The sequence below is a fragment of the Pseudomonas sp. GZJR-8 genome, assembly GCF_002916705.1.
In the GTDB taxonomy this organism is placed as follows: Bacteria; Pseudomonadota; Gammaproteobacteria; order Pseudomonadales; family Pseudomonadaceae; genus Aquipseudomonas; species Aquipseudomonas synxantha_A.
The window spans coordinates 294,770-316,979 of sequence record NZ_JXSI01000001.1; the positions used below are offsets into that span (position 1 = coordinate 294,770).

Genomic DNA, 22,210 nt, shown 5'->3' on the forward strand with positions numbered 1-22,210 from the left:
TTTCAAAAGACATGAGCGACCAACAACTCGACCCGCAAGCCCTGCAACAGGAAGAAAACTCCCTGATCGCCCTGCGCAAGGAAAAGCTTGCTGCCGAGCGCGCCAAGGGTAACGCCTTCCCCAACGACTTCCGCCGCGACAACTACTGCGATGCCTTGCAGAAACAGTACGCGGACAAGACCAAGGAAGAGCTGGCAGAAGCGGCGATCCCGGTCAAGGTGGCAGGTCGCATCATGCTCAACCGTGGCTCGTTCATGGTGATTCAGGACATGACCGGGCGTATCCAGGTTTACGTCAACCGTAAAACCCTCTCGGAAGAAACCCTGGCCTCGGTGAAAACCTGGGACATGGGTGACATCATCGCCGCAGAAGGCACCCTGGCCCGTTCCGGCAAGGGCGACCTGTACGTCGAAATGACCAGCGTGCGCCTGCTGACCAAGTCCTTGCGCCCTCTGCCGGACAAGCACCACGGCCTGACCGACACCGAGCAGCGCTATCGCCAGCGTTACGTTGACTTGATCGTCAACGAAGACGTGCGCCAGACCTTCCGTGTGCGTTCGCAAGTCATTGCCCACATCCGCAGCTTCCTGATGCAGCGTGACTTCCTGGAAGTGGAAACGCCGATGCTGCAAACCATCCCCGGTGGTGCCGCAGCCAAGCCATTTGAAACCCACCACAACGCGCTGGACATGGAAATGTTCCTGCGTATCGCGCCGGAGCTGTACCTCAAGCGTCTGGTGGTCGGCGGGTTTGAGAAGGTGTTCGAGATCAACCGCAACTTCCGTAACGAAGGCGTCTCGACCCGTCACAACCCTGAATTCACCATGTTGGAGTTCTACCAGGCCTACGCCGACTACGAAGACAACATGGACCTGACCGAAGAACTGTTCCGTGAACTGGCGCAGCTTGTTCTGGGGACTACCGACGTGCCGTACGGCGACAAGGTGTTCCACTTCGGCGAGCCGTTCGTGCGTCTGTCGGTGTTCGACTCGATCCTCAAGTATAACCCTGAGCTGACCGCTGACGATCTGAACGACATCGACAAGGCTCGCGCCATCGCCAAGAAAGCCGGCGCCAAGGTGTTGGGCTTTGAAGGCCTGGGCAAATTGCAGGTGATGATTTTCGAAGAGCTGGTCGAGCACAAGCTGGAGCAGCCACACTTCATTACCCAGTACCCGTTCGAAGTGTCGCCGCTGGCGCGTCGCAACGACGACAACCCGAACGTCACTGACCGTTTCGAACTGTTCATCGGCGGCCGCGAAATCGCCAACGCCTACTCCGAGCTTAACGACGCGGAAGATCAGGCCGAGCGCTTCATGGCTCAGGTGGCCGACAAGGACGCCGGTGATGACGAAGCCATGCACTACGACGCCGACTTCGTACGTGCCCTGGAATACGGCATGCCGCCGACTGCCGGTGAAGGCATCGGCATCGACCGGCTGGTGATGTTGTTGACCAACTCGCCATCGATCCGCGATGTGATCCTGTTCCCGCACATGCGGCCACAAGCGTAACCGTTGCGAAATCCGAAGCCGCCTTTTATAAGGCGGCTTTTTTATGTGGCGTATTCCAGTGTCACTTTTAAAGGAAGAAGTGTGGTGAACCGCGTAATGGCTCAAGAAGGTGCCGCCGGCATTGCTGCTGCCGTGGCTGAAAGCGTTCAGTACCAGGGCCGCAAGGCCAGCCGCCGCGGCAGCGAACAACGCCGCCAGGACATTCTCGATGCGGCCATGCGCATCGTGGTGCGCGAAGGGGTGCGTGCCGTACGCCATCGAGCCGTCGCGGCGGAGGCGGGTGTGCCGTTGTCGGCCACCACCTACTATTTCAAGGATATCGATGACCTGCTCACCGACACCTTCGCCCAATACGTCGAGCGTAGCGCGGCCTTCATGGGCAAACTGTGGGTGCGTAACGAGGGCTTGTTGCGCGAGATGGTTGCCTATGGCGATGGCAGCCCGCAGTCGCGCGCGCAACTGGCCGATGACATTGCCCGGCTGACCGCCGATTACGTGCTGCGCCAACTGACCAACCGCCGCGAATACCTGATGGCCGAGCAGGCGTTTCGACAGGAGGCCCTGCTGAACCCGCGACTGGCTGAACTGGTGCGCTCCCATCAACAGATTCTGTTGCAGGGCACCGGGCAGTTTTTTCAAGTGTTGGGCTCCCGTGAGCCGCAGCAGGATGCCAAGGTGTTGACGGCTATCATCAGTCGGATGGAATATCAGGGCCTGTTGGGCGGCGCAGAGCCTCTGACCGGTGAAGAGATGCTTGAAATCCTCAAGCGTTACATGCACCTGGTATTGGCCTCGGTCTGACAGCATTCGAGCAAAGCCTGACAACGCTCAACGTTTAAAGAGGAAAACACCGGGTGGACGATTACCAGCAGACGATACGCAGCTTGTCCGATCGCATTGTGCTGGCGCAGACACCGATCCGGGTTCTCGACGCAGTAAAGTGGGACGAGAACATCCGTCAGGGATTCCTCAAGGCCAAGGGCAAAGCCATGCCTGCCGTGGACCGCGATTACTACCTGAACCGGCCCCTGTCTTTCGATTCCAGTGCGGTGAAGCTGGAGTTCCAGAACATCGAGCGCGACATCACCCGCCGCCTGGGCCAGTTCAGCCCGGTGGGGCAGATCATGCGGCGCATGTGCCGCGAATACCGCATGGTGGTGCGTATGCTTGAAGCGCGCGGCACCGAGGACTTTGGCCTGATATCCCAGGAACTGTACGGCGCTGCCTCCGATGCGTTCCACGCCGGCGACCCGACCCTGGCAGACCTGGGGCTGATGCTGTCGGACTACCTGAACAATATCGATGGCCGGGGCGATCTGAAGGACGAAGCCAAGACCCTCACCGCCAAGGATGCGGTGAGCCTGCTGCAAACGCGTCTGAACAAGGTGTTTGGCGAGGCAGAAGAGACCATCCGCGTGTTCGAGTCCGACGGTATCGTCGCGGATGCGGCGGCGGGCGCCGACTATATCAAGATCCGCGCCGACGCGATGTTCAACGACCGCGACGTGCGCGCCCTGGAAGTGCATGAAGGGCTGGTGCATGTGGGCACCACGCTCAATGGCCAGAACCAGCCAATCTGCACGTTCCTGTCCAAGGGTCCGCCGTCGTCCACCGTGACCCAGGAGGGCCTGGCGATCCTGATGGAAATCATCACGTTTGCCTCCTATCCCAGCCGCTTGCGTAAATTGACCAACCGTACCCGCGCCATCCATATGGTGGAGGAGGGCGCCGACTTCCTGCAGGTGTTCGAGTTCTTCCGTGAGCAAGGCTTTGAAATGGCCGAAAGCTATGGCAACGCCAGCCGGGTGTTCCGTGGTTCAGTGCCGACCGGTCTGCCGTTTACCAAGGATTTGTCCTACCTCAAGGGCTTTATCATGGTCTACAACTACATCCAGCTCGCCGTGCGCAAAGGCAAGTTGGAACAAGTGCCGCTGCTGTTCTGTGGCAAGACCACCCTGGAAGACATGCGCACCCTGCGCCAACTGGTAGACGAGGGGCTGGTGGTACCGCCCAAGTACCTGCCGGAGCAGTTTCGCGATATGAACGCGCTGGCGGCGTGGATGTGTTTTTCCAACTTCCTCAACCACTTGAGCCTGGATCGGATCGAGGCGGATTACTCCAATATCCTTTAGGTATTTCATTGAAGCAACCGGGTCACCGTGTGGGAGGGGGCTTGCCCCCTCCCACCATTGGATCTTCACAAGACTTCAGGTTTCAACTCACCTACGAGGTTTCAACGGATGAGAATCCTCGGCATTTTATGCCTGCTACTCACATTGAACGGCTGCAGCTCCTTGCTGTTCTATCCCGAGCCTGGCCTGCCCTTCACGCCGGAAAAAGCCCGCCTGCAATACCGCGACGTCACTATCACCACTGCTGACGGCCTCAAGCTCCACGCCTGGTGGTTGCCGGCTAAACCCGGCGTACCTCTGAAGGGAACGGTGCTGCACCTGCACGGCAACGGCGGTAATCTCGCCTGGCACCTGGGCGGCAGTTGGTGGTTGCCGGAGCAAGGCTATCAAGTGCTGTTGCTCGATTATCGCGGCTATGGGCTTTCGCAAGGCAAACCGTCCTTGCCGGCGATCTATCAGGATATAGACGCAGCATTCAGCTGGCTCGACAAAGCTCCTGAAACCCAGGGGCAACCGTTGATTGTGCTCGGCCAAAGCCTGGGCGGCGCGCTGGCGGTGCATTACCTGGCGGCCCATCCGGCGCGTCAACCCCAGCTCAAGGCGCTGATACTGGATGGCGTACCCGCCAGTTATCGTGACGTAGGACAATTCGCCCTGAGCACGTCCTGGTTAACCTGGCCGTTGCAGGTGCCCCTGTCGTGGCTGGTGCCCGACGCCGACAGTGCAATCAATGCCATGCCCCAACTGACCGGTGTGCCAAAACTGTTGTTCCACAGCCTGGATGATCCCATCGTGCCAGTGGCCAATGGCATCCGCCTGTATCAAGTGGCCCCTGCGCCAAGGGTGTTGCAACTGACCCGTGGCGGCCATGTGCAGACGTTTGCCGACAAGACCTGGCAAACCGTCATGCTGCGTTACCTGGACGACCCGCAGCACTTCAACGGCCTGCGCCGGCTGGGCGAGATTCCGAATTATCCAATTCCTAAAGTTGATTCATCAGAGAGCCCGCAATGAGTGAAGAACGCAACATGATCCCGCTGATCCTCACCGGCATCGGCACTATCATCGGTACCGTTGGGTGCTTGTGGTATTACGGCTACCTGCACTTCGCCAAGCCGCAAGACGCGTTGCTGCTCAGCGACTTCACCATGCTCAAAACCGTGCCGGGGGAGGATTACAAAATTTCCCTGACCCCTGCCGCGCAGGTGGCGCAGTGCGTTGACGGCGTGTTGGTGATGTTTGATACCGAGCAAAAAGGCTTGAGCGGCGTGCTGGTGAACAACAAGAAGCAGGCCGTGCGTTGCATGGGGCAGGAAACTCCGCAACTGCAGCAGTGAGTCCTAACACCACCGTTGTATGAAAACGTCCTTCAAGTCTCCTGATTAGTCAGGCGAGGTCTGTCCGAATCTATATAGCCTGGAACCATCTGTACTCGCTTGCCACAGATCGTGGACTGATCAGCTTGTCTGATCAGTGCATTGTATTAACTAATCTGGAGTACGAGTTTATGGACGGTATCGGCGGTTCACTTTCAGTTGGCGCGGGCTATTCAGTTGGCTCCGAGGCACCCTCGCAGGGCCTGGATCAGCTAATTCAGGACATCCGGGATAAAATTCAAGCCAAGCGCGGCGAAGGTTCGCAGGGTTCGGGCGGGGCCCAGGGGGCTGGAGGCGGGGAGAGCCTTGAAGAACTGCTCGAAAAGCTGAAGAAGTTGTTGGAAGAAAGAGCCGCCCTGGAGGCAAAAGACCCAGGTGGCACATCTGGCCAAGGCCGGATTCAGGTGGGCGGCGGCGACAGCCCGGGCTCTATCGCGTTTTAATCCCCTGCCTTTGAAAGCCTGCCAGTGATTTGGGGGGGGCATGAGTGTGGCCGGCCCACGGCGTGCCGGTGCCACCACAGTATCTCCTCAAGAAGTCGCCTGGAACTGAATTGCGTAAACCGCCACAAACGGTGGTGTGAGTTCTTTACAGCGGGGCTGGGACGGTGGTGATAAATATTGATGCGATACGCAATATGCTGGCGATGGTCAGGGCGCATCAGGCGTTAGAACGACAAGATGCGCTGGAGCAGGCGCGTAACAAGTCGGCAGGCAGTTCGGCGCAGGGTTGCAAAGACCCCGGCATGATAAAACCGCCTGATGAAGACACAGATCGCCCAATCAATTTTTCCTAGCCAAAAAAAACCCACCGCGAGGTGGGTTTTTTTATCCGGCAACAATCAATCAGTTAGCAACGGAAGACCGTGGCTTGACTGGCTGGTTGTCGTTGGAGATGGTCACTTCAACGCGACGGTTCATGGCACGGCCCGAAACGCTGCCGTTGTCGGCAACTGGATATTCCTTGCCGTAGCCCTGGGTCACGATGCGCGAAATATCCACGCCTTGTTGAGCCAGTGCACGTTGCACGGAAGCTGCGCGACGCTCCGACAGGCTCTGGTTGTACGAGTCGGAACCCGTGCTGTCGGTGTAGCCTTCAACGATCACTTTACGATCCGGGTTATCGCGCAGGAACTGCGCCAGCTTGGTGATGTTCACCAGGCCGCTGGATTTCAGGTCGGACTTGTTGGTGGCGAACAGTACGTCACCGAAAGTCACCAGGGTGCCGCGATCGGTTTGCTTGGCGTTCAAGCTGTTTTGCAGTTGCTTGATTTGCGCGTCGCGGGCGTCCAGCAGGGCGCGGGCACGTTCGTCGCCGGCATTTTTCAGCTTGGCTTCGGATTCGCGCAGGACGATGGTGTCCTTGGCAACTTCAACACGCTGGTTGGTCAGGTAAGCGAGTTGGTCGACTTTCTTCTCGTCTTCGTTGTCGCGGTATGCCTTGTCAGCCTTGTCCAGCCATTCGCTGGCGTCTTTGGTTTCCAGGGCTGCCAGTTTGGTGGCTTGCGGGTTGGTTTGCAGGGCCGAGAAGTTAGTCCGTGCATTTTCCAGGTTCGCGTTCGGCGGGGTGGAGCAGGCCGCCAAGGCAACGCTCATCGCTAGCAGGGCAGGGATCATCAATTGTTTACGCATAGTCGTGTCGTCCTTTCAATTCGATATCAGGTGCGATGCAATCAAGGGGCAGTTGCTTACTTCTGCATGATTGCAGCTGGGCGCATGCCTTCCTTACGCAGTTCTTCAACAGCCTTCTGGGAATCCTTCACAGCCTGTTGAGCCTTGGCAGCCTGGGCTTTACGCTCGGCGACGCGGGCGTCCCATTCGGCTTGTTCAGCCAGCTGACGAGCTTTCTCGTAGTTCTTGTCGTGCATCGCGATTTCAGCTTCTTTGAGCTTGTCCTGAGCCGACTTCATTTCCACGGCTGCAAACTCGGTACCGCCAGCGCTCACGGCGCTGTTAACGGCCGATTGGGTCACGGCGTACTGCTCGGTTGGAGGGTTGCCGGCGCAGCCTGCCAGAACGAAGCTGGTGCCGATTGCCAGCGCGGCCAATTTGAGCCCGCGCAGGTGGTTAAACGAGGATTTGGCGGTGCTGGTGTTCATCGTCTTCAACTCCATTGGATAACTCCTGAAAAACATCAAAATCCATCGTGGCGTATCGGTTGCGGGCCCGGCGGTAAAGCTCATGAGGCCAGTTCAAACGACCGTTCCACAAGTGATGGCTACTGGCTGTGACCTGAGGCTTTTTTCAAAAGTTCAGCGGATATGGCGAATTGCCTGAAAAAATATCTGACTGAGTGGTCAGTGTTCAAAAGATGGAACTTTCGCAGCGCGAAACGGTACTCCGAGCCTGTAAAAAGCCCGGAATACCTGGGTTAGATTGACGTCAATAAAATGTTTTTAAGTGTTTCTGTTCGTCAGCGCTGGCGGACAAATCATGTAAATAGCGGCGGGACAACGTCAGAAACCGGGGTGTGAGCCCCACGTCTTCATACAGCGGGTCCCCCTCTTCATCGGTGGCAATCACTTGGTCGCCCTTGATATAGGGAAAGCTTTCTTCCAGCTCTTCAAGGGCGGCGCCGATCAGCTCGCCGAGCAGTTCTTCGACGTGGCGCTTGGGGTACATCTCGGCAATGGCGGCCAGCCTTGCGGCAGATTCCACATCCAGATGAATCGCGTACTCAGTCTTGGTCAGGCGACCCTTGGCGGTTTCTTCCCAATGCTGGGCCAGTTCTCGAATTTTCATGGCTACCTCAATAAGCCTGCGTTGGCAGGCGGTGATGAGTGACCAGCCGCCTGCGTGAATAACGCGACGGCTCATGCTTGAGACTAGCTTTAAGCCACAAGGTTTAAAGTCGTTTGCGTTCGGCCTTGTCAGAAACCGACGCCGACGGCACTCTGGAACACCTGCGCGTCCCGGATTTCTGGCTGGAGATTGGCTGATGAGTGATATCGATGCACGCTTGCGTGAGGATGTTCACCTGCTGGGTGAACTGTTGGGCAACACCATTCGAGAGCAGTACGGCGATGACTTTCTCGACAAGATCGAGCAAATCCGCAAAGGCGCCAAGGCTGACCGCCGCGGCGCCGTCTCGGACAAGGCGGCCGGCGACGAACTGAGTGCCAGCTTGAATCAGTTGCAAGAGGACGAGTTGCTGCCTGTTGCCCGGGCCTTTAACCAGTTCCTCAACCTGGCCAACATTGCCGAACAATATCAACTGATTCATCGGCGCGATGAATCGCAACCAGCGCCTTTTGAGTCCCGGGTGTTGCCGGAGTTGCTGGCGCGCCTGAAAAGCGAAGGGCACAGCCATGAATCCCTGGCCCGGCAGTTGGCACGGTTGGAGATCGAGCTGGTGCTCACCGCCCACCCCACCGAAGTGGCTCGCCGTACCCTGATCCAGAAATACGATGCCATCGCCGCGCAACTGGCCCTTCAGGACCACCGTGACCTCACCAGCGCCGAACGCGAGCAGATCCGCGAACGCTTGCAACGGCTGATCGCCGAAGCCTGGCACACCGAAGAAATTCGCCGCATCCGGCCCACCCCGGTGGACGAAGCCAAGTGGGGCTTTGCGGTGATCGAACATTCGCTGTGGCACGCCATTCCCAATTACCTGCGCAAGGCTGACCAGGCCCTGCACGCTGCTACCGGCTTGCGCCTGCCCCTGGAGGCTGCGCCGATTCGCTTTGCCTCGTGGATGGGCGGCGATCGTGACGGCAACCCCAATGTCACCGCGCCGGTTACCCGCGAGGTGCTGTTGTTGGCGCGCTGGATGGCAGCGGATTTGTACTTGCGCGACATCGATCAGCTGGCCTCCGAGCTGTCGATGCAACAGGCTAGCCCGGCGTTGCAAGCCAAGGTCGGCGACAGCGTCGAACCCTATCGCGCCTTGCTCAAGCAACTGCGCGAACGCCTGCGTGCCACGCGCCAGTGGGCTCACGCTTCGTTGACGGCCAGCACCCCGGCGCCTGCCGAAGTGTTGCAGAACAACCGCGACCTGCTGGACCCACTGGAGTTGTGCTACCAGTCCCTGCATGAATGCGGTATGGGCGTGATCGCCGATGGGCCGCTGCTCGACTGCTTGCGCCGTGCGGTGACCTTCGGGCTGTTCCTGGTGCGCCTGGATGTGCGTCAGGACTCCAGCCGTCACTCGGCGGCCATGACCGAAATCACCGATTACCTGGGCCTGGGGCGTTATGAGGACTGGGATGAGGATGCGCGTATCAGCTTCCTGACCCAGGAACTGACCAATCGGCGGCCATTGCTGCCGGGTTACTTCAAACCCTCGGCGGACACTGCCGAGGTATTGAATACCTGCAAGGAAATCGCCGCCGCACCGGCGGCGTCATTAGGTTCGTATGTCATCTCCATGGCGGGCGCCGCGTCGGATGTGCTGGCGGTGCAACTGCTGCTCAAAGAGTCGGGCGTACAACGGCCGATGCGCGTAGTGCCGTTGTTCGAGACCCTGGCCGACCTGGACAACGCCGGGCCGGTGATGGAGCGCCTGCTGCAACTGCCGGGTTACCGCGCGCGCTTGCAGGGCCCGCAGGAAGTGATGATCGGCTACTCCGACTCGGCCAAGGACGCAGGCACTACCGCCGCCGCCTGGGCGCAATACCGGGCGCAGGAGCGTCTGGTCGATATCTGCCGCGAACAGCAGGTGGAACTGCTGTTGTTCCATGGTCGTGGTGGCACCGTTGGTCGTGGCGGCGGCCCGGCCCACGCGGCGATCCTGTCGCAGCCGCCGGGCTCGGTGGCAGGGCGTTTCCGCACCACGGAACAAGGCGAGATGATCCGCTTCAAATTCGGCCTGCCGGATATCGCCGAGCAGAACCTCAACCTCTACCTGGCCGCCGTGCTGGAAGCGACACTGCTGCCGCCGCCACCACCGGAGCCTGCCTGGCGTCACTTGATGGACGAATTGGCGGCAGACGGTGTCAGCGCTTACCGCGCCGTGGTGCGGGAAAATCCGCAGTTCGTCGAGTATTTTCGCCAGTCCACGCCGGAGCAGGAGTTGGGCCGTTTGCCCCTGGGCAGCCGCCCGGCCAAGCGTCGCGCAGGTGGGATTGAAAGCTTGCGCGCGATCCCGTGGATCTTCGGCTGGACCCAGACGCGCCTGATGCTGCCTGCCTGGCTCGGCTGGGAGGCGGCATTGAGCAAGGCGCTGGAGCGGGGGGAAGGTGAGTTGCTGGCGCAGATGCGTGAACAGTGGCCGTTTTTCCGCACGCGCATCGACATGCTGGAAATGGTGCTGGCCAAGGCCGATGCCGATATCGCCCGTCTTTATGATGAGCGCCTGGTGCAGCCAGACCTGCTGCCATTGGGTGCGCATTTACGCGACCTATTGTCGCAGGCCTGTAATGTGGTGCTTGGCTTGACCGGCCAGTCGCAGTTGCTGGCCCATAGCCCTGACACCTTGGAGTTCATCCGCCTGCGCAACACCTACCTCGACCCGTTGCACCTGTTGCAGGCCGAGTTGCTGGCGCGGTCCCGTCGGCAAGAGGCGGCGCAAGACAGCCCTCTGGAACAGGCGCTGCTGGTGTCCGTGGCCGGTATTGCCGCCGGTTTGCGCAACACCGGTTGAGGTTTCTTGCGTGTTCTCAACGGCTTGCGGATCAACCACGACGACCGTCCTGAAAAGGGCGGTCGTTGTTTGAGGAGGCGGGTTGCGCTCAGGCACACCCTGTCGCTGACGTATGCCGGGTGCGGGTTTCTCCTACTTTTGGCGGCTTGTATGGTGAGGGCCCGCTGTGTATCTTGATCAGCCTTTGGCCGTTTGATCGGCCTGGAACCATATTTTTACGAGATTGGCCCCACGCGGCGAATCCGAGCGTCATCTCTATAAAAAATTGAGGAGCACATCGATGCGCGTCATTCTGCTGGGAGCTCCCGGGGCCGGTAAAGGTACTCAGGCAAAGTTCATCACTGAAAAATTCGGCATTCCACAAATCTCCACCGGCGACATGCTGCGTGCTGCTGTCAAAGCCGGCACCGAGCTGGGCCTGATCGCCAAGAGCGTGATGGACAGCGGCGGCCTGGTCTCCGATGATCTGATCATCAACCTGGTCAAGGAACGCATCAGCCAGGAAGATTGCAAGAACGGCTTCCTGTTCGACGGTTTCCCTCGCACCATTCCCCAGGCTGAAGCCTTGGTGAAGGCGGGTGTTGAGTTGGATGCGGTGGTTGAAATCGCCGTAGAAGACGAAGAAATCGTCCAGCGTATTGCCGGTCGTCGCGTTCACGAAGGCTCGGGCCGCGTTTACCACATCGTCTACAACCCGCCAAAAGTGGCAGGCAAGGACGATGTCACCGGTGAAGACCTGGTGCAGCGTAAAGACGACACCGAAGAAACCGTGCGTCATCGCCTGTCGGTCTATCACTCCCAGACCAAGCCACTGGTGGACTTCTACCAGAAGTTGTCCGCGGCCCAAGGCAAGCCGAAGTACAGCCATATCCCTGGCGTGGGTTCGGTAGAAGCCATTACCGCCAAGGTGATGCAAGCACTGAGCTGATCCCGCCATCAGCTTTGCGTACAACGGCCCGCTTGCGGGCCGTTGTTGTTTATACTGGCGCACTTTTTTCCCGATTTGGACACCCACACCGATGAGCACCCTGCTGGCCCTGGACACCGCGACTGAAGCTTGCTCCGTTGCCTTGCTGCACGATGGCAAGGTAACGAGCCACTACGAGGTGATCCCGCGCCTGCACGCGCAGAAGTTGCTGCCGATGATCAAGCAGTTGCTCGAAGACGCCGGTATCACCCTGGCTGCCGTGGATGCCATCGCCTTTGGTCGCGGCCCCGGTGCCTTTACTGGTGTGCGCATTGCCATTGGCGTGGTGCAGGGCCTGGCGTTTGCGTTGGAGCGTCCGGTGTTACCGGTGTCCAACCTTGCCGTGCTGGCCCAGCGCGCACTGCGCGAACATGGCTCCACGCAAGTGGCCGCGGCGATTGATGCGCGGATGGATGAAGTCTATTGGGGCTGCTACCGCGAAACTGCCGGTGAAATGCGTCTGGTGGGCGTGGAGGCAGTGCAGCCGCCAGAAGCGGCAGGGTTGCCGGCTGATGCCAGCGGTGAGTGGTTCGGTGCCGGCACCGGCTGGGGTTATGGCGAACGCATCGACGTGCATTTGGTAGGGCAGGACGCTGCAATGTTGCCTCATGCTGAAGATCTGCTGGCGTTGGCACGTTTTGCATTCGAACGCGGTGAGGCGGTCCCGGCGGATCAAGCGGCACCGGTTTACCTTCGCGATAAAGTAGCGCAGACAAAGGCCGAGCGCGGAATTATTTGACGCCAAAAATGTGGGCATTCGGTGGCAAATTTCGCCAATCGTCAGAATTTGCCGCGGTTTTTAAACCTTTTACAAATTATGTGTTCTAGTTATCACCAGAGCATTTGCGCACTACGGAAAGTGCCGCTAAATTGCCATCATTGATACCGAGTCTGCATGTATGCGTATAGACGGCTTCTCCTCACAGTCCTACCCTCTCAAACGTAAGCCACGCAAGGCGAACGTGACGGTAGACGAGTCCGTGGAGGATTCGCCGGACTTCATTGAAGTCCACGCTGATTCGCCCTCCAGCGCCAAGGGGGCCGGGAGCGCACGTATCAGCGGCGTTCCTGCCCGCCAGCAAGACATGGTCTTCCCCCGCTCCATGAGCAAAAGCGTTGCCACCGCCCTGGCCAGTTACCTGATCACCGCCGGCTTTGTCGAATGGGATATGGAAGTGCTGGGTCTCGACATTCATATCTGATGGGTTTGCCTTATTACATTGGTTGCCCGTCCTGGAGTGAAAACGCCTGGCGTGAGTACCTGTACCCGGTGGAGGCGCGTTCCAGCGATTACCTCGGGCTCTATTCTCAAGTCTTCAATGCGGTTGAAGGCAATACCACGTTTTATGCTCGACCTTCGGCCGCTACCGTGCAGCGCTGGGCCGAGATCATGCCGGCTGACTTTCGCTTCACCGCCAAATTCCCAGGGGATATCAGCCATGCGGGTGACTTGCGCGAGCAATTGCCTGCGGCAGAGAGTTTTGTCAGTTTGATGAGCCCTTTGGGTGAGCGCGTTTCACCGCTGTGGCTGCAGCTCTCTAAAGCGTTTACCCCGCAGCGCCTGGCCGAACTGGCCGGTTTCCTCGATGGCATTGATCGTCCATTGGCCGTGGAAGTCCGGCACGAGCAGTTCTTCGCCAAGGGAGACGCCGAGCGTATGCTCAACCGCCTGTTGCGCGATCGTGGCGTCGAGCGCATCTGCCTCGACCCTCGCGCCCTGTTCAGTTGTACGTCAACCTCGGCGGCAGTGCTGCACGCCCAATCCAAAAAGCCCAGGGTGCCACCGCGCCCGGCGGCGCTGACCCGGTTTCCCCAGGTGCGCTTCATCGGGCATCCGGAGCTGGAGGCCAATGACCCGTTCCTGATCCCATGGGTGGAAAAGATCGCCAGTTGGATCGAAGAGGGGCGCACGCCGTACATTTTCCTGCACACCTCGGACAACCGCCTCGCGGCACAACTGGCGTTGCGCTTTCATGCACAGCTGATGGCGCGCCTGCCCGGCCTGCCCCCGCTGCCCACCCTGCATCGAGAGCCCGTTGCGCAGCAACTGGGGTTACTCTAGGGGGCGTTCTCAATTAGTTTCCCCGGCGGGGAAACTAATTGAGAACGCCCCCTAGACATCCGATTTTTCAAGGATTGAGCCGTGGGTTCGATAAAAGTGCTGGGCCTGCTGTTGCTGCTGGCGGGCGCTTTCGCGCTGGGCGTCTGGCGTGGCTGGGTGCCGATGCCGGCTGAGTGGAACCCCTGGGCACCCCTGGATGTGCGCGCCAGTCCCAACCTGCTCACGCGCTACAAGCTCAGCCGTTTGCAGGATGATCCGGCGCTGTGTGACCAAGTCTTGAAAACCTCCGGCCTGCGGGTCAGCCGTCAGGCGGATACCGCTGCCGATGCGGCGTGCCCGTTGCGCAATGTCCTGCGTGTGCAGGGCGCTGAGGTGGCTCTGAGCAGCAGCTTTCTGGCCAGTTGCCCCCTGGCTGTGGCGTTCGCGTTGTTCGAGCGTCACAGCCTGCAACCGGCGGCCCAGGCAGTGTTCGGCCAGGCGGTGAGTCGGGTCGAGCATTTGGGCAGCTTTGCCTGCCGTAATGTTTACAACCGTGCCGACGGGCGCCTGAGCCAACATGCCTCGGCCAATGCCTTGGATATCTCCGGTTTTCGTCTGGCGGACGGGCGCAGCATCAGCGTGTTGAAGGATTGGCCGGGGGAGGGCGACAGTGCGCGTTTCCTGCGCTTGGTGCGCGATGGTGCCTGTGATGATTTCAACGTGGTGCTGAGCCCGGATTACAACGCTGCTCACCGCAACCATTTTCACCTGGATATGGGGCGATGGTGGGTGTGTCGCTGAGGCTTAAGCGGCCAGGCGCAGGTTGTGGGTCACCAGTGGGCGCGCCCAGTAGTAGTCGAAATCCAGCGCCTTCTGTTGCGCCATCAATTCTTCTTCGGGGTATGGCTCGGCAGCCGGTGGCAACAGGTCCAGTTCGAACTCGGCAATCGGCAAGTGCAGTGTGCGTGGCTCGGGGGCCGGGCCGGGCTCTGGTAGTGGTTGGCCGGCGTTCAGCACAATCGGGCGGACCCAACCGCTGTCGAAGTCCTGCTGGCGCTGCTGGGCGACGAGTTCTTCTTCCGGGAAGGGTATCGGCGCCGGTGGCAGCAACTCGGTTTCGAATTCGGCAATCGGCAGGAACAGCGGCTCAGGCGGGGCGATCTCGGTGTCTTTCACGTCACACTCACGCTGGGTGAGGATCTGCGAGAGCATGTCGGCGCCTTCGCCGGGTTCGACCGAAGGGTCGGCAGGTGCAGGCGCCTTGGCGGCCAGTGCCTGCGGCGTTTCACCGAGCTGTTCGGCCAGCGCCCGGGCGAAGAAGTCCTGCCACACATGACTCACCCCGGCCAGCGCTTGAGTATTGCGCAGGCCGTAGTGGTTGTGGGTCGGCAGTACACCGATGGTTAGGGGAAGAATGTCTGACATTTTTCTCGGTCGACGCTCAGCTCTGGCAAAATACCTGACTGCTGTTTTTATCGGCCGCTGTTTGCCGATCCTTAATATTTTTGAGCGTAGCGATTGATGAACGAACAACCAGCGGCCAGCCGCATCCAGGTCGAGGCGTTGGCCGACAGTTTCCAGGCCTGCGCCGAGCAGTGGGCTTCGCTGCTGGGCTTGCCTTTACAGGTGGCGGATGCGGATTTTTCCCTGCAAGTGGGCGAGCAGGGCCTGCAATTGCAGCAGCTTGGGCCCGATGCGCCGGGGCCGGTGCGGGTCGACTTTGTCGAAGGCGGCGCGGCACATCGGCGTTTATATGGCGGTGGCAGTGGGCAAATGATCGCCAAGGCCGTGGGCATCGCCCAAGGCGTACGGCCCAAGGTGCTGGACGCCACGGCCGGGTTGGGCAAGGACGCGTTCGTATTGGCCAGCCTGGGGTGCGAGATGAGCCTGATCGAACGCCAGCCGTTGATCGGTGCCTTGCTCGAAGACGGCCTGGCACGCGCTGCGCAGGATTTTGAAGTGGCACCGATTGTGGCGCGCATGAAGCTGCTCAAGGGCAACTCCATCGATGTGATGCTCAATTGGGAGGGCGAGCCGCCCCAGGTGATCTACCTGGACCCGATGTTTCCACACCGTGAGAAAACCGCCCTGGTGAAGAAGGAAATGCGCCTGTTTCGACCGTTGGTGGGCGATGATCCGGATGCACCGGCCTTGCTCGCTGCCGCCCTGGCTTTGGCCAGCCACCGTGTGGTGGTCAAGCGCCCGCGCAAGGCGCCGTGCATTGACGGGCCCAAGCCGAGTCATGCTTTGGATGGCAAGTCCAGTCGCTACGACATTTATCCCAAGAAAGCGCTCAAGCCATAAGCTGCAAGCAACAGCACTCATATTCGTGATGCTGCGAGATCCAAATATGGGAGGGGGCTTGCTCCCGATGGTTACGGCCGGTTGCTGCACCCTACGCTGTTGTCGAGACCGGGCTGCGATAGGCCCGCATAAACAACTTCACCACGTCCTGCACATGCTCTTCTGCCTCTTCTGCGCTCAGTTGCCCGCCGCAGCCGTACAACAGGCGAAAGTTCGCCGTGCCCTTGAGCAGGCAAAAGAAGTGCTCCGCCGCTTTGAAGGGGTTGTCGATGTGTAAGGCACCGCTCTGGTCGATCTTGCCGAGCAGGCGCTCCATGCCTTGCAACATGCGCATGGGGCCGGCTTCGAAGAAGATCCGCGAGAGCTTCACGTCCTGATTGCCGGTGGTCATCATCAGGCGATGCAGGTTCACCGACTCCTCGCTGTTGATCAGCCGATGAAAGCCCCGTGCGATGTTCAGCAATACCGTCTCTACGGGCATGCCTTCGGGGAGCTCGAAATACATCACCGGCAATTGCTCTTCACATTTGGCCACTACCGCCGCGGTGAACAACGTCTCTTTATCGGTGAAGTGGCTGTAGACGGTGAGTTTCGAGACGCCCGCCGCAAGCGCGACGGCATCCATGCTGGTGTTCGCGTAGCCATTGCCCAGGAACAGGGATTTCGCGGCTTCGAGGATTGCCTGGCGTTTTGCCATGTCCTTGGGACGCCCGGGGCTGGCGGTGTTCACAGGATTGTCGGACATTTTCACCTTTAATACTGGACTGGCGAGTTTGGTATTAATAACATACCGGCCAGTATAATTATTCCAAGCTCCATTTGCGAAAGGTCCTTCAGCATGCGCAGCGCGTTCCTGCCCCTTGCTTTGCCTGTCAGCCTGGTCTTTTTATTGGCCGCCTGCGGCCATGAAGAAGCGACCCAGGCCACCGTCCGCCCCGCCATGGTGGTGCAACCGCAGCCCTCGGCACAGGCAATGGACAGCTACCCCGGTGAAGTACGTGCCCGTTATGAGCCGGACCTGGCCTTTCGCATCGGCGGCAAAGTCAGCAAGCGGCTGGTGGAAGAGGGCGAGCGGGTCAAGGCCAACCAGCCACTGGCTGAACTTGACCCCCAGGATGTGCGCCTGCAACTGGAAGCCAGCCGTGCCCAAGTGGCCGGCGCTGAGGCCAATCTGAACCTGGTGCGCGCTGAGCGCGATCGCTACAAGACCCTGATGGACCGTCAGATGGTCAGCCGCTCGCAGTACGACAACGCCGAAAACCTCTACCGAGCAGGTGAAGCGCGCCTGAAGCAGATCAAGGCCGAGTTCGACGTGTCGAGCAACCAGGCCGGCTATGCTGTGCTGCGCGCGCCCCAGGACGGCGTGGTCGCCAAGCGTGCTGTCGAAGTCGGCCAAGTGGTCTCGGCGGGCCAGACCGTGTTTACCCTGGCCACCGATGGTGAGCGCGAAGTGCTGATCAGCCTGCCCGAGCAAGGCTTCGGCCGCTTCAAGGTCGGCCAGCCGGTGTCGGTAGAGTTGTGGAGCCAGCCCGAACAGCGCTTCGCCGGACGCATCCGTGAACTGTCACCCGCAGCCGACCCGAAATCCCGCACCTTCGCCGCCCGTGTAGCCTTCACCGGCGGTAAAGTCCCTGCCGAACTGGGCCAGAGCGCGCGCGTATTCATACAAACCGACGGCGTCATTGCGCTCTCGGTACCGCTGTCTGCCCTCAGCGCAGAGAACGGCGCGTCCTTCGTCTGGCGGGTAAAGCCGGACAACACCCTTGAGCGTACGACGGTGCGCATTGGTGCGTTCGGTGAAAAAAACGTGCCGGTGCTCGAAGGCTTGGCTCCCACCGACTGGGTGGTCGCCGCAGGCGTGCATGTGCTGCATGAGGGCCAGCAAGTGCGCCCTGTGGATCGCTCCAACCGTGTCGTGAATCTGGCGGCCAAGGAGTAATCCCGATGGGTTTCAATCTTTCCGAATGGGCGCTGCGTAATCGCCAGATCGTACTGTTTTTGATGATCCTGCTGGCCGTGGTCGGCACCTTGTCCTACACCAAGCTGGGGCAAAGCGAGGACCCGCCCTTTACCTTCAAGGCCATGGTGATCAAGACCAACTGGCCCGGCGCCACGGCCCAGGAGGTGTCGCGCCAAGTTACCGAACGCATCGAGAAAAAATTGATGGAGACCGGTGAGTACGAGCGCATTGTGTCTTTCTCGCGCCCTGGCGAATCCCAGGTCACTTTCATCGCCCGCGACTCGATGCGTTCGGCGCAAATTCCTGAGTTGTGGTACCAGGTGCGCAAGAAAATCAGCGACATCCGCCAAACCTTGCCACCGGATATCCAGGGGCCATTTTTCAACGACGAGTTCGGCACCACCTTCGGCAATATCTACGCCCTGACCGGCGATGGTTTTGACTATGCGGTGCTCAAGGACTACGCCGACCGCATCCAGATTCAGCTGCAACGGGTGCCGGACGTGGGCAAGGTCGAGTTGCTTGGCCTGCAGGACGAGAAGATCTGGATCGAACTGTCCAACCTCAAGCTTGCCACCCTGGGTTTGCCGTTGGCCGCAGTACAGCAGGCGTTGCAGGAACAAAATGCCGTATCGACCGCCGGCTTTTTTGAAACCCCGAGCGAGCGTGTGCAGTTGCGCGTGTCGGGCAACTTCAAAACCGTGGAGCAGATTCGCGACTTCCCGATTCGAGTGGGCGATCGCACCTTTCGTATCGGAGACGTGGCCGATATCCATCGGGGCTTCAACGACCCACCGGCACCGCGCATGCGTTATATGGGCGCGGACGCCATCGGCCTGGCCGTGGCCATGCGCGACGGTGGGGATATTCTGGTACTGGGCAAAGCTCTTGAGAGTGAATTCGCACGCCTGCAAAAGAACCTTCCTGCGGGCATGGAGCTGCGCAAGGTGTCGGACCAACCGGCAGCGGTGAAGACCAGCGTCGGCGAATTCGTCCAGGTGCTCGCCGAGGCATTGGCCATTGTATTGCTGGTGAGTTTTTTCTCCCTCGGTGTGCGCACCGGCATGGTGGTCGCCCTGGCGATCCCGCTGGTACTGGCGATGACATTTGCCAGCATGTATTACCTGGGCATCGGCCTGCACAAGATTTCCCTTGGCGCTCTGGTGCTGGCCCTGGGTTTGCTGGTGGATGACGCGATCATCGCTGTGGAAATGATGGCGATCAAAATGGAGCAGGGCTACGACCGGCTCAAGGCTGCGAGCTTCGCCTGGACCAGCACAGCATTCCCCATGCTCACCGGTACCTTGATCACGGCGGCGGGTTTTTTGCCGATTGCCACTGCGCAGTCGAGCACCGGTGAATACACCCGCTCGATCTTCCAGGTGGTGACCATTGCCTTATTGGCCTCCTGGGTGGCTGCCGTGGTCTTTGTACCGTATCTCGGGGAAAAGCTGCTGCCGGACCTGGCGAAAATTCACGCGGCCAAGCACGGCACCGACGGCCCGGATCCCTACGGCACGCCTTTCTACCAGCGTGTAAGACGTTTGGTGGAGTGGTGTATACGTCGGCGCAAGACGGTCATCGTGTTGACCCTGCTGTTGTTTATCGGCTCGGTCGCGTTGTTCCGCTTTGTACCGCAGCAGTTCTTCCCTGCTTCCGGGCGCCTGGAACTGATGGTCGACCTGAAACTGGCCGAAGGCGCCTCCCTGAGCAACACCGCCGAGCAGGTCAAGCGTCTGGAGGTATTGCTCAAGGCGCACGCGGGTATCGAAAACTATGTGGCCTACGTGGGCACCGGCTCGCCGCGGTTCTACCTGCCGCTGGACCAGCAACTGCCGGCCGCCAGCTTCGCGCAGTTCGTGGTGTTGGCCAACACCATCGAGGAGCGTGAAAGCCTGCGCACCTGGCTGATTGAAACGCTCAACGAGCAGTTCCCCGAGCTGCGCTCGCGGGTCACTCGCCTGGAGAATGGCCCGCCCGTGGGCTATCCGGTGCAGTTTCGCGTGACCGGCGAACACATCGAAGAGGTCCGCGCCCTGGCCCGCAAAGTGGCGGCCAAGGTGCGCGAAAACACCCACGTGGTTAACGTGCATCTGGACTGGGAAGAGCCGAGCAAAATCGTGTATCTGAATATCGACCAGGACCGGGCGCGCGCCCTTGGCGTGAGTACTGCCAACCTGTCGAAATTCCTGCAGAGTTCCCTGACCGGTTCCAGCGTCAGCCAATACCGGGAGGACAACGAATTGATCGAGATCCTCCTGCGCGGTACCGTCCATGAACGCACCGAGTTGTCGCTGCTGCCGAGCCTTGCCGTACCCACTGACAATGGTAAAAGCGTGGCGCTGTCGCAGATCGCCACTCTCGAATACGGTTTCGAAGAAGGCATCATCTGGCACCGCAACCGCCTGCCGACCGTGACCGTGCGTGCCGATATCTACGGCAAGGAACAACCGGCGACCTTGGTGCAGCAGATCCTGCCGACGCTCACAGGTGTGCGTGCCGAACTGCCGGACGGTTACCTGTTGGAAGTGGGTGGCACCGTCGAAGACTCTGCTCGCGGGCAAAACTCGGTGAAGGCCGGCGTGCCGCTGTTCATCGTGGTGGTGCTGACTTTGCTGATGCTGCAATTGCGCAGTTTCTCACGCACGGCGATGGTTTTTCTGACTGCCCCCCTCGGCCTGATCGGTGTGACCTTGTTCCTGCTGGTATTCCGCCAACCCTTTGGCTTCGTCGCCATGCTTGGCACGATCGCGTTGTCGGGAATGATCATGCGAAACTCGGTCATTCTGGTGGACCAGATCGAGCAGGACATCAAGGCCGGACTGGCGCCGTGGCAGGCGATTATCGAAGCGACCGTGCGACGCTTTCGTCCGATTGTGCTGACGGCCCTGGCGGCGGTGCTGGCGATGATCCCACTGTCGCGCAGCGTGTTTTTCGGGCCCATGGCTGTGGCGATCATGGGCGGGTTGATTGTGGCGACGGCGTTGACGCTGTTGTTTTTGCCGGCGTTGTACGCGGCGTGGTTCAGAGTCAGGAAGGAGGTAGCGTAGCGAGGTGTTTGCTGTTTCCCGTACATGTGTTTTTTGCGGGTTTCTCTGCCAGGCCGGTGCCTGGCCATCCCCTGATTCCCACCGGGCAGTATTTACATACCGATGCAAACACGCAGTCGCTCAGATGGAACGCTTGCCCTTGTAACTCCACTCAGGCAATGCCTGACGGACAGGCAGAGGACTTGGCACTGCCATGTGGCGGCCAGGCCTTTTCATTGAGTTCATGGAGTTTTACATGTCGTTCTTTAATGCGATTGCGGCTTTCAAAGGGGCTTTTCTCGGGGCCTTGCTGGGTAATCATGCGCCGCGAAATGATTTCGCGGTTACCCAACCGTATAGACCTCATCATGGCAGTTCAGGTCATTACCACCGCCCGCATTTTAGCTATGCCCAACCCACCAGGTATCACAACCCGTCATACCTGCATCAACAACCGGTCAACGGGTATCAATCACCCAGCAGACCTTTGTATCCGCTGTTTCGTTAAACCCGTGACAGGCTTGACCTGAAACAACTGCGCCAAGGCCCGTTACCAGCGGCCTTGGCGCAGTAGGGTCGTAGTGCGGGGTTACAGCGCTCCAAACACCTTCTTTGCCAAACTGGTGGCAGCCGCCGCCGGATTCTTGCGAATCGTCTCTTCCTGCTGCGCAATCATCTTGAACAAACCATCCAGCGCTTGCTCGGTCACGTAGTTTTCGACGTTGGCGCTCTTGGCATCCACGGCGCCGAAGGCCGCGGCCTTGCCGGCCAGGGCGTTGTACTGCTGAGCCACGCCGACCTTGTCGGTAGCGGCCTTGACGATGGGCAGGAACTTGGCGCGGATTTCCTCTCGGCTGCTTTTGTTCAGGTATTGGGTGGCAGAGTCCTGACCACCGCTGAGAATGCCCTTGGCGTCGGTCACGCTCATGTTTTTCACCGCATTGACCAGAATCGGCTGGGCCTGGGTCACGGCGGTTTCAGCCGCTGCGTTCATGCTGGTTTCCAGCTGTGTGACCTGGTCACCCATGCCGAACATTTTCAGCTTGTCGGCGACTTTGCCGAGCTTGCCTGGCAGGCCGATTTTTACTTCCGGGTTGTTGCTGAAACCACCGGGCTTGCCCAGTTGTTTGACGGCAATCTGCGCACCTTGGGTCAAGGCATCCTTCAGGCCGCCGCTGGCGTCGCCCTGGGACAGGCTGCCAAGGTCGAGGGCCATGGCGTTGGCACCGAACAGCAAGCCGGCACACAGGGCGGTGAGGCGAAGAGATTTGCGGAGCATGGGCGCTTCCTTATGACGTGAATTG

At 59.8% G+C, this 22,210-nt stretch carries 21 protein-coding genes; 15 read left to right on the plus strand and 6 right to left on the minus strand.

What is annotated here, in order from left to right; genetic code table 11:
- Positions 1 to 11: 11 nt before the first annotated feature.
- The 6 genes from lysS (at position 12) to TK42_RS01310 (ending at position 5,465) form a co-directional block, all read left to right on the plus strand.
- Positions 12 to 1,514: a lysine--tRNA ligase gene (gene lysS / locus TK42_RS01285; RefSeq protein ID WP_005785507.1), complete on the plus strand. Its 1,503-nt coding sequence runs from the start codon at positions 12 to 14 to the stop codon at positions 1,512 to 1,514.
- 84 nt (positions 1,515 to 1,598) lie between these two features.
- Entirely contained in the window at positions 1,599 to 2,315 is a 717-nt protein-coding gene (locus TK42_RS01290; protein WP_078820451.1) for a TetR/AcrR family transcriptional regulator, read from the plus strand.
- Positions 2,316 to 2,368: 53 nt separating this feature from the next.
- Positions 2,369 to 3,646 (plus strand): flavohemoglobin expression-modulating QEGLA motif protein, encoded by a 1,278-nt coding sequence (locus TK42_RS01295; RefSeq protein ID WP_005785511.1) that lies wholly within the window; start codon positions 2,369 to 2,371, stop codon positions 3,644 to 3,646.
- A gap of 108 nt (positions 3,647 to 3,754) precedes the next feature.
- Positions 3,755 to 4,660, plus strand: coding sequence for an alpha/beta hydrolase (locus TK42_RS01300; protein ID WP_032877483.1), 906 nt, complete (start codon positions 3,755 to 3,757; stop codon positions 4,658 to 4,660).
- Complete coding sequence (locus TK42_RS01305) at positions 4,657 to 4,983, plus strand: hypothetical protein (RefSeq protein WP_017529735.1); 327 nt, start codon at positions 4,657 to 4,659, stop codon at positions 4,981 to 4,983. Before TK42_RS01300 ends, TK42_RS01305 begins: the two co-directional genes overlap by 4 nt.
- A 125-nt stretch (positions 4,984 to 5,108) precedes the next feature.
- Entirely contained in the window at positions 5,109 to 5,465 is a 357-nt protein-coding gene (locus TK42_RS01310; RefSeq protein WP_177464400.1) for a hypothetical protein, read from the plus strand.
- A gap of 402 nt (positions 5,466 to 5,867) precedes the next feature.
- Here TK42_RS01310 and TK42_RS01320 read toward each other — a convergent pair whose 3' ends face one another.
- The 3 genes from TK42_RS01320 to TK42_RS01330 all read right to left on the minus strand — a co-directional run bounded on the left by TK42_RS01320 (position 5,868) and on the right by TK42_RS01330 (position 7,763).
- Positions 5,868 to 6,653, minus strand: a complete 786-nt coding sequence (locus TK42_RS01320) for an OmpA family protein (protein WP_005785517.1) — start codon at positions 6,651 to 6,653, stop codon at positions 5,868 to 5,870.
- 56 nt (positions 6,654 to 6,709) lie between these two features.
- A complete protein-coding gene (locus TK42_RS01325) occupies positions 6,710 to 7,135 on the minus strand; it encodes a DUF4398 domain-containing protein (protein ID WP_005785519.1) in 426 nt (141 codons plus the stop codon).
- A 268-nt stretch (positions 7,136 to 7,403) separates the two neighbouring features.
- Complete coding sequence (locus tag TK42_RS01330) at positions 7,404 to 7,763, minus strand: pilin assembly protein (protein WP_103733439.1); 360 nt, start codon at positions 7,761 to 7,763, stop codon at positions 7,404 to 7,406.
- 196 nt (positions 7,764 to 7,959) lie between these two features.
- On the opposite strand from TK42_RS01330, the gene ppc reads away from it, so the two are divergent.
- The 6 genes from ppc (at position 7,960) to TK42_RS01360 (ending at position 14,414) form a co-directional block, all read left to right on the plus strand.
- Positions 7,960 to 10,605: a phosphoenolpyruvate carboxylase gene (ppc, locus tag TK42_RS01335; protein ID WP_103733440.1), complete on the plus strand. Its 2,646-nt coding sequence runs from the start codon at positions 7,960 to 7,962 to the stop codon at positions 10,603 to 10,605.
- A 280-nt stretch (positions 10,606 to 10,885) separates the two neighbouring features.
- A complete protein-coding gene (gene adk / locus TK42_RS01340) occupies positions 10,886 to 11,533 on the plus strand; it encodes an adenylate kinase (RefSeq protein WP_005785523.1) in 648 nt (215 codons plus the stop codon).
- A 91-nt stretch (positions 11,534 to 11,624) separates the two neighbouring features.
- Entirely contained in the window at positions 11,625 to 12,311 is a 687-nt protein-coding gene (tsaB, locus tag TK42_RS01345; RefSeq protein ID WP_103733441.1) for a tRNA (adenosine(37)-N6)-threonylcarbamoyltransferase complex dimerization subunit type 1 TsaB, read from the plus strand.
- A 160-nt stretch (positions 12,312 to 12,471) separates the two neighbouring features.
- Complete coding sequence (locus tag TK42_RS01350; RefSeq protein ID WP_103733442.1) at positions 12,472 to 12,774, plus strand: hypothetical protein; 303 nt, start codon at positions 12,472 to 12,474, stop codon at positions 12,772 to 12,774.
- Entirely contained in the window at positions 12,774 to 13,634 is an 861-nt protein-coding gene (locus TK42_RS01355) for a DUF72 domain-containing protein (protein ID WP_103733443.1), read from the plus strand. The genes TK42_RS01350 and TK42_RS01355 overlap by 1 nt, the downstream gene beginning before the upstream one ends.
- 81 nt (positions 13,635 to 13,715) lie before the next feature.
- The gene (locus tag TK42_RS01360) at positions 13,716 to 14,414 is read left to right on the plus strand and encodes an extensin family protein (protein WP_032877475.1); all 699 of its coding nucleotides are present in this window, start codon (positions 13,716 to 13,718) and stop codon (positions 14,412 to 14,414) included.
- Between the two features lie 3 nt (positions 14,415 to 14,417).
- Here TK42_RS01360 and TK42_RS01365 read toward each other — a convergent pair whose 3' ends face one another.
- Positions 14,418 to 15,038: a hypothetical protein gene (locus TK42_RS01365; protein ID WP_032877474.1), complete on the minus strand. Its 621-nt coding sequence runs from the start codon at positions 15,036 to 15,038 to the stop codon at positions 14,418 to 14,420.
- A gap of 96 nt (positions 15,039 to 15,134) precedes the next feature.
- On the opposite strand from TK42_RS01365, the gene TK42_RS01370 reads away from it, so the two are divergent.
- A complete protein-coding gene (locus tag TK42_RS01370; RefSeq protein WP_032877472.1) occupies positions 15,135 to 15,917 on the plus strand; it encodes a class I SAM-dependent methyltransferase in 783 nt (260 codons plus the stop codon).
- Between the two features lie 91 nt (positions 15,918 to 16,008).
- Here the strand turns inward: TK42_RS01370 and TK42_RS01375 are convergent, their stop codons facing one another.
- Positions 16,009 to 16,662, minus strand: a complete 654-nt coding sequence (locus tag TK42_RS01375; RefSeq protein ID WP_032877471.1) for a TetR/AcrR family transcriptional regulator — start codon at positions 16,660 to 16,662, stop codon at positions 16,009 to 16,011.
- A 93-nt stretch (positions 16,663 to 16,755) separates the two neighbouring features.
- Between TK42_RS01375 and TK42_RS01380 the strand changes: the two genes are divergently transcribed.
- Together TK42_RS01380 and TK42_RS01385 are read left to right on the plus strand one after the other, a co-directional pair.
- Positions 16,756 to 17,856: an efflux RND transporter periplasmic adaptor subunit gene (locus TK42_RS01380; RefSeq protein WP_032877470.1), complete on the plus strand. Its 1,101-nt coding sequence runs from the start codon at positions 16,756 to 16,758 to the stop codon at positions 17,854 to 17,856.
- A gap of 5 nt (positions 17,857 to 17,861) precedes the next feature.
- A complete protein-coding gene (locus TK42_RS01385) occupies positions 17,862 to 20,927 on the plus strand; it encodes an efflux RND transporter permease subunit (protein WP_103733444.1) in 3,066 nt (1,021 codons plus the stop codon).
- A gap of 568 nt (positions 20,928 to 21,495) precedes the next feature.
- Here the strand turns inward: TK42_RS01385 and TK42_RS01395 are convergent.
- Positions 21,496 to 22,185, minus strand: a complete 690-nt coding sequence (locus TK42_RS01395; RefSeq protein WP_005785540.1) for a DUF4197 domain-containing protein — start codon at positions 22,183 to 22,185, stop codon at positions 21,496 to 21,498.
- Between the last annotated feature and the right edge of the window lie 25 nt (positions 22,186 to 22,210).

Coding starts and splice junctions, on each gene's coding strand:
- lysS (WP_005785507.1), top strand. CDS start 12: ATGAGCGACCAACAACTCGACCCGCAAGCCCTGCAACAGGAAGAAAAC.
- TK42_RS01300 (WP_032877483.1), top strand. CDS start 3,755: ATGAGAATCCTCGGCATTTTATGCCTGCTACTCACATTGAACGGCTGC.
- TK42_RS01305 (WP_017529735.1), top strand. CDS start 4,657: ATGAGTGAAGAACGCAACATGATCCCGCTGATCCTCACCGGCATCGGC.
- TK42_RS01320 (WP_005785517.1), bottom strand. CDS start 6,653: ATGCGTAAACAATTGATGATCCCTGCCCTGCTAGCGATGAGCGTTGCC.
- TK42_RS01325 (WP_005785519.1), bottom strand. CDS start 7,135: ATGGAGTTGAAGACGATGAACACCAGCACCGCCAAATCCTCGTTTAAC.
- TK42_RS01330 (WP_103733439.1), bottom strand. CDS start 7,763: ATGAAAATTCGAGAACTGGCCCAGCATTGGGAAGAAACCGCCAAGGGT.
- ppc (WP_103733440.1), top strand. CDS start 7,960: ATGAGTGATATCGATGCACGCTTGCGTGAGGATGTTCACCTGCTGGGT.
- adk (WP_005785523.1), top strand. CDS start 10,886: ATGCGCGTCATTCTGCTGGGAGCTCCCGGGGCCGGTAAAGGTACTCAG.
- tsaB (WP_103733441.1), top strand. CDS start 11,625: ATGAGCACCCTGCTGGCCCTGGACACCGCGACTGAAGCTTGCTCCGTT.
- TK42_RS01350 (WP_103733442.1), top strand. CDS start 12,472: ATGCGTATAGACGGCTTCTCCTCACAGTCCTACCCTCTCAAACGTAAG.
- TK42_RS01355 (WP_103733443.1), top strand. CDS start 12,774: ATGGGTTTGCCTTATTACATTGGTTGCCCGTCCTGGAGTGAAAACGCC.
- TK42_RS01365 (WP_032877474.1), bottom strand. CDS start 15,038: ATGTCAGACATTCTTCCCCTAACCATCGGTGTACTGCCGACCCACAAC.
- TK42_RS01370 (WP_032877472.1), top strand. CDS start 15,135: ATGAACGAACAACCAGCGGCCAGCCGCATCCAGGTCGAGGCGTTGGCC.
- TK42_RS01375 (WP_032877471.1), bottom strand. CDS start 16,662: ATGTCCGACAATCCTGTGAACACCGCCAGCCCCGGGCGTCCCAAGGAC.
- TK42_RS01380 (WP_032877470.1), top strand. CDS start 16,756: ATGCGCAGCGCGTTCCTGCCCCTTGCTTTGCCTGTCAGCCTGGTCTTT.
- TK42_RS01385 (WP_103733444.1), top strand. CDS start 17,862: ATGGGTTTCAATCTTTCCGAATGGGCGCTGCGTAATCGCCAGATCGTA.
- TK42_RS01395 (WP_005785540.1), bottom strand. CDS start 22,185: ATGCTCCGCAAATCTCTTCGCCTCACCGCCCTGTGTGCCGGCTTGCTG.